This window comes from Flavobacterium sp. XS2P24, from assembly GCF_030010285.1.
In the GTDB taxonomy this organism is placed as follows: domain Bacteria; phylum Bacteroidota; class Bacteroidia; order Flavobacteriales; family Flavobacteriaceae; genus Flavobacterium; species Flavobacterium algoritolerans.
In genome coordinates this window covers 77,843-90,311 of sequence record NZ_JASCRU010000002.1, presented here as the reverse complement: position 1 = coordinate 90,311, position 12,469 = coordinate 77,843, and the positions used below count along the sequence as shown (strand labels likewise).

General features: G+C 35.1%; 15 protein-coding genes. 3 read left to right on the top strand and 12 right to left on the bottom strand.

Annotation, left to right across the window (positions count from 1 at the left end):
* Positions 1–52 precede the first annotated feature (52 nt).
* The 12 genes from QLS31_RS02230 to QLS31_RS02175 all read right to left on the bottom strand — a co-directional run bounded on the left by QLS31_RS02230 (position 53) and on the right by QLS31_RS02175 (position 9,880).
* Positions 53–2,587 (bottom strand): heavy metal translocating P-type ATPase, encoded by a 2,535-nt coding sequence (locus QLS31_RS02230; protein WP_282742271.1) that lies wholly within the window; start codon positions 2,585–2,587, stop codon positions 53–55.
* Between the two features lie 58 nt (positions 2,588–2,645).
* Entirely contained in the window at positions 2,646–3,095 is a 450-nt protein-coding gene (locus QLS31_RS02225; RefSeq protein WP_282742269.1) for a heavy metal-binding domain-containing protein, read from the bottom strand.
* 106 nt (positions 3,096–3,201) lie between these two features.
* Positions 3,202–3,762 carry an AraC family transcriptional regulator gene (locus QLS31_RS02220; protein WP_282742267.1) on the bottom strand — a complete coding sequence of 187 codons (561 nt, stop codon included), beginning with the start codon at positions 3,760–3,762 and terminating at the stop codon, positions 3,202–3,204.
* A gap of 5 nt (positions 3,763–3,767) precedes the next feature.
* Entirely contained in the window at positions 3,768–4,496 is a 729-nt protein-coding gene (locus tag QLS31_RS02215; protein WP_282742265.1) for a DUF3347 domain-containing protein, read from the bottom strand.
* Between the two features lie 95 nt (positions 4,497–4,591).
* On the bottom strand, positions 4,592–5,401 hold the full coding sequence (locus QLS31_RS02210; RefSeq protein WP_282742263.1) for a hypothetical protein: 810 nt from the start codon (positions 5,399–5,401) through the stop codon (positions 4,592–4,594).
* Positions 5,401–5,931 (bottom strand): heavy-metal-associated domain-containing protein, encoded by a 531-nt coding sequence (locus tag QLS31_RS02205; RefSeq protein WP_282742261.1) that lies wholly within the window; start codon positions 5,929–5,931, stop codon positions 5,401–5,403. Before QLS31_RS02205 ends, QLS31_RS02210 begins: the two co-directional genes overlap by 1 nt.
* 6 nt (positions 5,932–5,937) lie before the next feature.
* Positions 5,938–6,408 carry a TlpA disulfide reductase family protein gene (locus tag QLS31_RS02200; protein WP_282742259.1) on the bottom strand — a complete coding sequence of 157 codons (471 nt, stop codon included), beginning with the start codon at positions 6,406–6,408 and terminating at the stop codon, positions 5,938–5,940.
* A gap of 20 nt (positions 6,409–6,428) precedes the next feature.
* A complete protein-coding gene (locus tag QLS31_RS02195; protein WP_282742257.1) occupies positions 6,429–7,289 on the bottom strand; it encodes a DUF3347 domain-containing protein in 861 nt (286 codons plus the stop codon).
* 154 nt (positions 7,290–7,443) lie between these two features.
* Positions 7,444–7,815: a hypothetical protein gene (locus QLS31_RS02190; protein WP_282710800.1), complete on the bottom strand. Its 372-nt coding sequence runs from the start codon at positions 7,813–7,815 to the stop codon at positions 7,444–7,446.
* 87 nt (positions 7,816–7,902) lie between these two features.
* Entirely contained in the window at positions 7,903–8,247 is a 345-nt protein-coding gene (locus tag QLS31_RS02185; RefSeq protein WP_099714356.1) for a phage holin family protein, read from the bottom strand.
* Between the two features lie 54 nt (positions 8,248–8,301).
* Positions 8,302–9,060: an alpha/beta fold hydrolase gene (locus QLS31_RS02180; protein ID WP_282742255.1), complete on the bottom strand. Its 759-nt coding sequence runs from the start codon at positions 9,058–9,060 to the stop codon at positions 8,302–8,304.
* 106 nt (positions 9,061–9,166) lie between these two features.
* Positions 9,167–9,880, bottom strand: a complete 714-nt coding sequence (locus QLS31_RS02175) for a pyridoxine 5'-phosphate synthase (RefSeq protein WP_121342842.1) — start codon at positions 9,878–9,880, stop codon at positions 9,167–9,169.
* Between the two features lie 114 nt (positions 9,881–9,994).
* Here QLS31_RS02175 and QLS31_RS02170 point away from each other — a divergent pair, with 114 nt between their 5' ends.
* The 3 genes from QLS31_RS02170 (at position 9,995) to QLS31_RS02160 (ending at position 12,469) form a co-directional block, all read left to right on the top strand.
* Positions 9,995–10,654 carry a CBS domain-containing protein gene (locus QLS31_RS02170; protein WP_282742252.1) on the top strand — a complete coding sequence of 220 codons (660 nt, stop codon included), beginning with the start codon at positions 9,995–9,997 and terminating at the stop codon, positions 10,652–10,654.
* A 78-nt stretch (positions 10,655–10,732) separates the two neighbouring features.
* The gene (locus tag QLS31_RS02165) at positions 10,733–11,617 is read left to right on the top strand and encodes an NAD kinase (protein ID WP_099714352.1); all 885 of its coding nucleotides are present in this window, start codon (positions 10,733–10,735) and stop codon (positions 11,615–11,617) included.
* A 168-nt stretch (positions 11,618–11,785) separates the two neighbouring features.
* On the top strand, positions 11,786–12,469 hold the full coding sequence (locus QLS31_RS02160; RefSeq protein ID WP_099714351.1) for a DUF6089 family protein: 684 nt from the start codon (positions 11,786–11,788) through the stop codon (positions 12,467–12,469).

The following is a 12,469-nucleotide window of genomic DNA, read 5'->3' as shown; positions in this document are numbered from 1 at the left end:
ATACTGTTTTTTAGCGGAACATGGCATCGCCATTCTTCATGCCGATTTCTTGTTATAATTTTAAATTTCGCAATCGCAACGCATTTGCAATTACGGAAACAGAGCTGAAACTCATCGCCAAAGCCGCAATCATTGGCGAAAGCAACACTCCAAAAAACGGATACAAAACACCCGCAGCAATTGGAATTCCCAACACATTATAGAAAAAGGCAAAGAATAGATTTTGCTTGATATTTTTCATCACGGCATGACTTAAATTTTTGGCTTTTACAATGCCTTGCAAATCACCTTTCACCAATGTTATTTTCGCGCTTTCAATAGCCACATCTGTTCCGGTTCCCATCGCAATTCCAATGTCGGCTTGCGCCAAAGCGGGAGCGTCGTTGATTCCGTCACCTGCCATAGCCACAATTTTCCCTTCGGATTGCAATCGTTTTATTTCTTTCAGCTTGTCTTCGGGCAAACAACTGGCTTTAAACGAACTTAAATTCAATTGTGTCGCCACTGCTTTTGCTGTATTTTCATTATCGCCCGTTAGCATAATCACCTCAACTCCTTGGCGCATAAGTTCTTTTATTGCTTCGACACTTGTTGCTTTTAAGGCGTCAGTTATCGATACAAATCCCACTGCGATTCCGTCCACTGAAATATAAGAAACCGTTTTTCCCAGTTTTTGTTCGGCTGTGATTTTATTTTCTAATTCTTCGGAAACCTTTGCATTCACCTGCTCCATTAATTTTTTATTTCCGAGCGCCACTTTTTTGTTGGTTACTGTCCCAATGACTCCTTTGCCTGAAATAGCTTCAAAATCCTTGACTTCGATTAATGAAACTGCTTTCGCTTTCGCAAAATTGACTACGGCTTGCGCCAAAGGATGTTCGCTGTACTGATTTAAAGATGCGATGCTTTGCAGCAAAGAATCTTCTTCATTATTCAAGGAAAATACTTTCTCCACAGAAGGTTTTCCTTCCGTGATGGTTCCTGTTTTATCGGTAATCAGAACATTTACTTTGTTCATGTTTTCCAGTGCTTCGGCGTTTTTTATCAAAACTCCCGATTGTGCTCCTTTCCCAACACCAACCATCACCGACATGGGCGTAGCCAATCCCAAAGCGCACGGACAGGCAATTATCAATACGGCAATTGCATTGATAAAACCATAAACCATTGCGGGTTCAGGACCAAATTGTGCCCAAACAAAAAAGGTAATTGCAGATACAAAAACCACAATTGGCACAAAATATTTAGCGATTTTATCCGCTAGTTTCTGAATCGGTGCTTTCGAACGACTGGCGTTATTGACCATTTGTATAATTTGCGAAAGCAAGGTTTCCGAACCTACTTTTTCAGCAATCATCACAAAGGATTTATTGCCGTTTATCGTTCCGGAACTAATGCTGTCGCCTATTTTTTTATCAACAGGAATAGGTTCTCCCGTAATCATCGATTCATCAATGGTACTTTCGCCATCGGTGATTTTTCCATCCACCGGGATTTTATCTCCAGGTTTTACCCGCAATAAATCGCCTTTTTTTATGTCGTGAATCGAGATGACCGTATCTTTTCCATCGCGTACCAAAACTGCTTCGGTCGGCGCTAATTTCAACAATTCTTTTATCGCCCCACTTGTTTGGCTGTGTGCTCTGGCTTCTAACAATTGTCCTAATAAAACCAATGTTAATATGACTGTTGTTGCTTCAAAATAGAGCGAAACCGTTCCGTTATGCGTTTTGAATTCATCCGGGAAAACAGCTGGAAAAAACATTCCGACTAAACTAAATAAAAATGCCACGCCTGTACCAATTCCGATAAGGGTAAACATATTGAGATTCCAAGTAACAATGGATTTCAAAGCGCGCTCAAAAAACATCCAACACGCATAAAAAACGACTGGAAGCGAGAGTATTAATTGCACCCAATTCCAGTTTTGTGTATCCATAATTTTCATTAATGGATTATTCGGAATCATATCTGACATGGCAATAATAAAAATAGGAACTGTACAGACTACCGCTATTTTCATTTTGCGCACCAAATCATTGTACACCTTATTTTCTTCAGAATCGGTAGGTTCCATTGGCACTAAATCCATTCCGCAAATGGGACACGAACCGGGACCGTCTTTGATTACTTCGGGATGCATGGGACACGTGTACATTGTTTTTGCAGCACTTAATTCTGGCACTTTTTCCAAATTCATTCCGCACACCGGGCAACTTCCGGGTTTATCATAGACTTTTTCGCCCTCACAATGCATCGGGCAATAGTATTTACCTTGTGAATTAGCGGGTAAAATTACGGTTGGTTTCTCTATTTGTTTATTTGAACTGCAACACGATTTTTCGATTGGCTTTTCGGTAGCTTCATGAGAATCAGTCGCATTATTCATGGCAATTGTATAGTTTCCAGCTGCAGTTAAGGTCTCTTGTAATTTAGCCGTGGGAAGGTGTTCATCCATTGTTATCGTTGCTATTGGCGGATCCAAAGTAACTGTCGCTTGAATTCCATCGATAGCATTCAATGTTTTTTCGACCTTAGAACGACAACCGTCGCAAGACATTCCAGTGATTGTATAGGTATGTTTCATAATGTTGAATTAAAAAAAATCGGTTCTACAAAAAGTATAGAACCGATTTTAAAAAATTTTAATGTTGATGATTCTCTTCTTTTTTGTCACTTTTTTTTGGAGTCATTTGCATACCACATTTGGGACATTTAGCTGGTTTATCACTCATTTCTTTCGGGTGCATTGGACAAGAATAGGCCGGTTTTTGAACGTCCTGAGGAGTCATTTTCATTCCGCATTTAGAGCATTTTCCAGGTTTATCAGCAGTTGTGCCGTCCATTTTGCAAACGTATTTTGTAACTACTTCTGTTTTTTTCCCTTTACCTGAAGTGTCGTGTTGTAATGTTTTTACTAATTTCATTCCACATTTACTGCACTCTCCTTCTTTACTGCTCATCTCTTTTGGGTGCATGGGACACGAATACATTTCTTTATGCATTTCCTTTTGGGAAGATTTTACAGCTTCTTGAGCTGATGCCATTGAATTTACTGCTAAGAACACGCTTAGTACGATAATTAATGTTTTCATTTTTTCTATTATTAAAATATTAAACTAAAGATTCATTTCTACAGTTCAAAGGTACTCGACCTGATATTTTGACTTGTTGTAGAATTTTGGAAATGATTTGTAAATTTTACAATCCATCAATTTGCAATCTGTTATTTACTTTTAATTGTTTAAAATGAGTTGGCGTTACGCCCGTGATTTTTTTAAACTGATTACTCAAATGCGCTACATCGCTGTAATTCAATTTAATTGCAATTTCACTTAAAGTTAATTCTTTATACATTAATAACTCCTTTACTTTTTCAATTTTTTGAGCAATAAAATAATGCTCAATAGTTGTGCCTTGAACTTCTGAAAATAAATTACTTAAAGTACTGTAATCTTGCCCTAGTTGCCCTGACAAATAGTGCGATAAATTGGTTTTTAATTCATTATTTTGATGGTGTACCAAATCAATAATTAGGCATTTAATCTTTTCTATAAGTATCGTTGTTTTGTCTTCTAACAATTCAAATCCAAGCGATTGTAATTTTACTTCTAACTCTTGCTTTTGATTCTCCTTGAAATTTTCTAATAGTTCCACTTCCCCCAACTCCACCGAAACAGGAAAAATTCCAATCTTTTCGAGTTCGGATTTCACAACCATTTTACAGCGATCGCATACCATATTTTTGATATAGAATTTCATCGTTATTAAATTGCTTCCACCATTCGGCCACAAGTTAACATCTCAGAACCGTAATATGGATTTTTAACGTCTTTGGTTTCACTTATCCAATAGCCATATTTCCCTTCATTGTACATTGGGCAATAATCCTGATATAATTTTTGGTCTGTTCCAAAGGTTTTTATCAAATCATGTACATCTTTGCTCAACAGTGCAAAATATTCTCTTTGATGATCTATTTTCCCGGCGTTATCACCAATATGTTTGACATGTTTTTTTGCATTTTCGGCAATGTCATTGTACTTGTTTTTCAGTTTTACATTTGAAATAGTATTCGAATTTACTTTCTCAAACGTCGCATACAACCCTTTTCCAGCATTAGCTGCGGCTTTAGAATCATCTTTCACCAATGCGTTTTTAAGCTTTAAATAGCTGCTTACTATTTCATTAATTGTAAACGAATTTGCAGCAACAGTTTTAGTGGTTGCTACCGTATTTTCTGTTTCAACATCAGTCGTTACGGCATCATTTTTTTCCTCCTTTGGCATTTGCGCCACTTTCTCTGATAGTTCCATTCCACATTCCGAACATTCTGCTCCTTTTTCACCGGTAACTTCAGGATGCATTGGACACGAATACAATTCCGATGTCGTTTTGGTTGCAACCGGTTTGTCAGCTTCCGTTTCTTTATTTTTTTGGTTACAAGAAACCGACACTAATGCTAATGTGATTATTGATAAGATTGTATTTTTCATTTAATGAATTATTAATTGTTAATTATTGTAGCGAATTGCTGTATTATTTGACGACTGTTTTTTGAAAATTCAAATGATAATGATTATCACTTGTATTATTTTGAAACATTGAAAAAGTTATATTCTAAGTTCAGATAAAATCCATTGGGCGCAGAACGCAGCATAGAACTGTATAATTCTTGTCTGTATGCCACATCAATCCGTGCCTGGCTGTTTACAATAAATTGAATGGAAGGCACAACATCCAAATATGATTTACCATTTTCGTTTAATGTCTGTCCAACAAACTCAAGCATTGTATTGATATTTGTTTGCTTAAAATTAGTGTATTTTTTTGGATACATCAATCTTCCTAACGATACTGTATAATTGGTAGCGTTATCACTTTGTGTTGTTGGAAATCTGTAATCCGGTTTATTATCAAATGCTTTTTCAAAACTGACAGAAGCACTTATGGCTACCTTTTTTATAAGCTGCGTAGCAACTATTCCCATTTCAAAACCAGTATTATGCCCCATAATCTCTATCTGTTCCTGATGGATATCGGCATTATTAAAACTATATCTCCCAAATGCTGCCATCCTGAAATGACTATGCAAATCATCCGTGGAAAGGAAACGATATTTAGTATAAAAACTGGCGCCTTCAGTAACCAATTGATTGCTTCTATTGCTAACAAACATTGATGTTCTCACCATCAAATTTTTATTGATACCCCACGTAACTTCGGGCATGAGATGATAACTATATCCTGATTTCATTTGTTCCTTAAAAATGGATTGTCCCAAACGAATTCCTAATGAACCCGCAGGAACATTGCTTGCCGGATCAGTAACCACAAAAAGTTCCTGAGCCGATATTCCTTGAATAAGAAAAAACGAAAATGCGATTAAAAACTTCCTCATTAAATTACAGTTTTGATATGGTAATCGTCTTCGTTATCCAATGGATATGAAGCAGTTTTTGAAAACGTTTTAAGCAGTTTTTTATGCTCTTTTTGAGTTACATATCCTTTGTCATAAACCTTCAATTTTGTTTCCCCGTTACTGTTTTTAAGTTCTTCATTCAATAAAACGAAAGTGGAACCGTTTAATGAAATGGTTTTATCTCCTTCGATTTTTAAGTTCTCTGTAGGTACCGTAATTACTAATGAACCGATAAAAAAACCTGCTTTTTCAACACCTTCTTTCAGCGCTCTTGGCATTATTTTACTTTCTTTTTTAAAATAAACCGTGAAGGTATTCGTATTCAAATCAGTACTCACACTGTCCACACCAACGGTTGCTTTCAGTTGTTTGTTTATCGCATTGGAACACATAGAACACGTTAAACCTGTAGCAATTATTTCCGCTTTTGAAATTTGAGAATAGGATTTTATACTTGTTATTAAAAACAAACAAGCGATACCAATGAATTTTAAATTTATATTTTTCATTATACTTTATTTTTTTATTTGCATTATTATTTCTTGCTCCGTTGGATTGATGGCAACTAATTTTCCTGATGCATCAAATAGATACGAATTAGGTAATGCTTCTACTCCAAAAAGTAGTGCTGATTTAGCATCAAAACCTTTAGCATCGATTAATTGCTCGTAAGCTAATTTATCTTTTTGAATAGCATTCATCCACTTCGTTTTGTCCGTATCCAGCGATATCCCAACAATTTCGAAGTTGTCATTTTTATATTGATTGTATAAAGGAGCCAACTTTTTATTAGCCAGTCTACAAGGCGCACACCAAGAAGCCCAAAAATCAATCAAGACTGTTTTTCCTTTCAGAGAAGTCAAATTTATTGTTGCTTCTTTATTGTTTTTAAGTTGAAAATCAGGCAGGCTGTCTCCAATTTTCATTTGTGCAGTTGCAGTTGAAATACTGATTATTAAACTGAATAGCAGCATTATTTTTTTCATTTTATATTCCATTTATACAGTTATTGAATCGTTTCGACTGTTTTTCCGCAAGTCATCATTTGAGAACCGTAATAGGGGTTTTTAACCGCGTTCTCTTTACTCAACCAGTTTGCGCCTTTACCGTCATTAGCCATCGGACAAAACTGAAGGTAAACCGGAGTTTCGTATTTAGCCACTTTTATCAATTCGTACATTGATTTTGAAAAAGGAATAAAAATTTCTCTTTGACGTTTGATGTCTTGTGTTTCCGAAATATTCTTGGCACCAGCCCTTAAACCGTTCATTTCTTTCATCCAAACGATGTGAACATCCATAGCAAGATTATTCATTTTCACTCCATTTAATGCTGTCAAAAGGTCTTTCGCAACAGTAGCGGCAGCTTTTCCGTCTGTTTTTACCAAAGCATCTTTCAATAAGAAATAGGTATCAAAAACAACTTTTAATTCCGTATCCACTTGTTGTTTTACAACTGCAGCGTGGTTTGCATGATTTTCTGCAGTAGCGCTTTCCATCTTCATCTCTGTTGAAACGGCTACTTTTGCTTCTCTTTCATATTGACAACAGCCATGTAATGCATCGTAAGTATCATCCGGGGCAAGAAATTTATCGCTGTCGTAACCGGCTAAAGCGATGCGTTTCAAGATTTCGTCTTGAGTCGTTTTAGAGGAATCATACGTAAGTGTTGCCATTTTGGAATCTTTATTCCACTCGACTTTCGCTACTTTTTTCAGGGTTCCGGCAGTTTCTATCTTGCTTTTACACATGTCACAGTTCCCGTATATTTTTACTGTTTCTGTTGTAGCATTTTTAATTTGCGCGCTTGCAATTGTAACTGAAAGCAATAGTGTTATTGCCATCAATATTCTTTTTATTGAGTTCATTGTATGAAAAATTTTGAGTTGAGTTAGTCGCAAAAACATTGAAAAAAATAGCGCATTTTGCTACATTTCAAATTGTATTCGACTAAAATTTAATGATTGTAAAAGCATAAAATGCTTTGAAATAGACAGTCTTTTGGCTGTCAGAGAAAGGAATTTAGCTTATTTTAGGTGGAAGCCAAATAGAACGGAAATCTGAAGAAATAAAGATTTCTGAGTAATAGTAATTTTGTTTTTCAGTAGAAAAACTAAAAAGTTGATTATTTAATTCAGTGTAAGACAACGAAGTCATCCCTAAATAGACGGTTGAACTGCTGCAAGTAACATTTTTACAAGCACCATTACAACCTTCATGAGATTTCTCTTTTGAAGACTGTTCTTTTTTACAACATTCTTTTTTATCCTTTTTTGAAGAGGATTCTTTTTTGCAACATGCCTTCTCAGTTTTTGTTCCACATGCAAAAGCCACGCTTGGTGTCATAAAGAAACCAAGCATAACTAATAGCACTATGTAAAACTTTTTCGACATTGTTTATCTTATATAGAAGCACAAAGGTATAAAATTATACAAATACTGTAAATTAATTCATTCACAAATACATGTTAAAACAATTCCTTATTTTCCTTCGCCTAATATTCCATTCATTATGGACTGTAATAATGACAAGATGATACTAAAGAATAAGGCGGTCCAAAAGGTGTCTACGCTAAATCCGCCCACAATTTTTGTACACAACAAAATCATTAATGCATTAATTACCAATAAAAATAATCCTAAAGTAATGATGGTAACCGGCAATGTAAGTATTACCAATATTGGCTTGATAAATATATTAAGTAACCCCAGAACAATTGCTACGATTAATGCTGTAGTAAATCCTGCTACATGAACCCCCGGCATAAAATTCGCAATTAGCAATACTAAGCCCGAAGTGATAAGAATTTTGATCAGTAAATTCATAGATTTTTGTTTTAAAATTTTAATAAATGTAGTGAAAATTTAAAATTATCACGTTCATTTCAAAAAAGAACTTACTTTTTGGTAAAACTCAGTTGGGTTTTCGGCATGAAGCCAATGCCCTACATTCGGAATCGTTTCGATGCTTGAATCAGGAAAATGTTGTTTTATATTTTCGAAATCACTGTCCAAAATATAATTAGATTTTCCTCCGCGAATAAAAAGAGTTGGCTTTTCAAAAATTGAATTATCCGATAACGGAACTCCTATTTCATCCATTTTATGATTAAATACTGCCAAATTAAATCGGAAAGCAAGTTGTCCCGGCTCTTGCCAAAATAAATTTTTCATCAGGAATTGTCTGGTTCCAAAATCAGGAATATACTTTTCCATAATTTCTTCGACATCACTTCGGCTTGGCTTTATTGAAAAATCAACGGCATTCAATCCTGCCAAAATATCCTGATGGTGTTGCGGATAAAATTTTGGTCCAATATCAGCCACAATTAATTTACTTACTAATTCCGGATGTGTCGTTGCCAAAAGCATCGCTACTTTTCCACCCATCGAATGACCAATGACATTTATGTTTGCTAAATTATGAGCTTGGCAATACTCGTAAACATCCTGCGCCATGATTTCATAACTGAACTCTTCTGAATGCAAACTTCGACCGTGGTTGCGTAAATCGAGAATATGAACTTGAAAATCAGCCGCAAATTGCGTTCCGAGTGTTTTCCAATTATCGGACATTCCCAAGAATCCGTGGAGGATTAAAAGTGGTTGCCCTGAGCCTTCTATTTTTGAAAAAAGCATATGGTTTTAGATTTTAACGTTATAATTTAAATTACAAACCATCAAGAAAATAAGGTCATGAAGCTTTTGACTTCATCTATCTTAAATTTCTTAATGGTTTAAAAAACTATTTTAATTTTTGCAAATACATATTTACCACATTATCCAATCCCAGATAAATGGCTTCAGAAATTAATGCGTGACCGATAGAAACTTCGAGTAATCCCGGAATATTTTGTTTAAAAAACTGAATGTTGTCTAAACTTAAATCGTGACCTGCGTTGATTCCTAATCCAAGTTCGTTTGCCAAAACTGCTGATTGTGTGTACGGCAAAATTCCGTTTTGATTTCCTAAACTGTATTGATGTGCAAATGCTTCGGTGTACAACTCGATTCTTTCAGTTCCAATTTTCTTCGCGCCTTCAATCATTTCGAGAACAGGATCCACAAAAATGGAAGTTCTGATTCCGTTACGTTGAAATTCCTGAACGATTTCGGTTAAATAAGAAGCGTGTTTTATGGTATCCCAACCCGCATTAGACGTTATGGCATCGATTGCATCCGGCACCAAAGTGACTTGAGTTGGTTTTATTTCAAGAACAAGATCGATAAATGTTTGCTCTGGATTTCCTTCAATATTATATTCGGTGTAAACGATAGCCTTTAAATCTCGCGCATCTTGATAGCGAATGTGACGCTCATCCGGACGGGGATGAATGGTAATTCCTTCGGCACCAAACTTTTGAATATCGGTGGCTACTCTTAATAAATCGGGAACATTTCCTCCGCGAGCATTTCGCAAAGTAGCTATTTTATTGATGTTTACACTTAACTTTGTCATTAGAACACTTTTTGATTTAGATACTAGTATTTACTTGGAGCAAAAATACAAAGTAAAACTTAGGAGATTTTGCTTATTTTTGATTATTTTGCATGAAATATTGCCGATTGATTTATGACAGAAATTACAGAATATATTACCAATGACTTTAAAGCGATTGACAGCCTCGATTCTATTGCGGCTATTCAAGACTTTTTTAGTGAGTTACACTTTTCACATTTTCCAATTGTTGAAGAGGGCGTTTATATTGGCAGTATAGCATCCGAAGATATAGAGACTTTTGACAGTGATAAAAAAGTAGCGGATTACCGTTTTACTCTTGAAGGATTTTTTACCAGAACAAATACGATGTGGCTGGATGTTTTAGAAGTTTTTGCAAAAAACCACACCAATTTAGTTCCCGTTTTGGACGAAAACAATACCTATGTAGGATATTATGAAATAGAGGACATCATGAAATTTTTTCATGAAACCCCTTTTCTAAAAGAACCTGGCGGAATCATTGTTGTTAAAAAGGGAGTTTTGGATTATTCCATGAGTCAAATTACTCAAATTATAGAAAGCAATAACGGAAAACTTTTAGGGCTTTTCATATCGGAAGCGGATGTTGAGAGTGTTGAAGTTACTTTGAAAATAACTTTGGGCGCCATGAATGAAATCATACAAACTTTTAGAAGATACAATTATGAAATCATATCAGAACATCAAGAAGACAATTATATCAATAATTTAAAAGAGCGCTCTGACTATTTAGACAAATACCTTAATATATAGTTTTTGTTTAACCGATTATTTGTTTAATCGATTAAATGCTAAAATAAACATATCAACATTAAACGATTAAACAAAAAGATGAAAGTAGCTATCTACGGTCAATATTATCAAAACAGTACAGAACCCATCATAAATGACATCTTTGTTTTTTTTAACAAAAACAATGTAGAGATGATTATTGAATCTCATTTTTTGTTGATGCTTAATGAACGGAAGATTGTAGAAAAAAAATACAAAACTTTTACATCCCATACGGAACTTGACTCCAGTTTTGATATGCTGATAAGTATCGGCGGAGACGGAACCATACTAAGAGCCGCAACATTGGTAAGAGATTCCGGCATTCCCATTTTAGGTATAAATGCTGGAAGATTAGGTTTCTTAGCCTCTGTACAAAAAGAGAATATTGCATCGTTTATGCAATTTGTTCTCGATAAAAAATACACGATTTCTAAACGAACTTTACTGAGTTTAACGTGTACACCACCAAATGAATCCATTGACGCAATTAATTTTGCTATGAATGAAATTACAGTCAGTCGAAAAGACACCACTTCGATGATTACGATTGATACGTACTTGAATGAAGAATATTTGAATTCCTATTGGGCCGACGGTTTAATCATTTCAACACCAACAGGATCCACAGGATATTCACTCAGCTGTGGCGGTCCCATTTTGACCCCTGACGTAAAAAGCCTTGTTATTACTCCTATTGCCCCTCACAATCTTACCGCAAGACCACTTGTAGTTCCCGATGAAACTGAAATCCGACTGAAAGTTTCGGGAAGAGAGGAATACTATTTAGTTTCCTTAGATTCCAGAGTTACCTCGGTAAAAAACGAATCAATTCTGACTTTAAAGAAAACTCCTTTTCAAATTAATATGGTAGAAATTACCGAAGAGACCTTTTTGAAAACACTTCGCAAGAAATTACTTTGGGGAGAAGACAAAAGGAATTAAATCATTTTAATCAAGCGCTATACGATTTTATCAATTTTCCCCGTTTTAGTTAAACTAATACTTAATTAGTGTAGGTTTAGTAGTTAATTATTAAAAAAACACACATTTAACTGAATGGGTATTGAATCGAATTGATAATTATTATATTTGCACGCAATTTTTGATTAAATGAACAAAATTTTTTATTTATTTTTTTGCTTTTTCCCTTTAATGGTTACCAATGCTCAGATACATGAGGTCGGTGTTTTTATAGGCGGAAGTAATTTTATAGGAGATGTTGGCCCTACTACATATGTTTCGCCAAACGAACCTGCATTTGGATTGCTATATAAGTGGAATAAAAGTGCCAGACATGCTTACCGATTTTCTTACACGCAATCAAAAATCGTTTCAAATGATTTAGATTCAAAAGAAGCCGGCAGAAACCAAAGAGGCTATCGCTTTGAAAACGGCGTAAAAGAAGTATCTTTAGGCCTTGAATTCAACTTTTTTGATTTTAATCTTCATGAATCCAGTACTAAAATAAGTCCTTATGTGCATTCCGGCGTAAGTTATTTTAGACACGATGAATTGTATGTATTGGACGGAGAAACTAAAAAAGATAAAAGCACAGGTTCATTTGCAATACCAATGACTATAGGAATAAAATCGAACATTAGTCCTAGTATAATATTGGCTGCAGAAGTTGGTGCAAGATATACTTTGACGGATAACATAGATGGAAATAATCCGGAAAATAAAAATTTGGAATCGCTCCGATTTGGAAATATAAATAATAATGATTGGTATGTTTTTTCAGGAGTTACTTTAACTTATACCTTTGGGAATAAACCCTGTTATTGTGCAGAATAA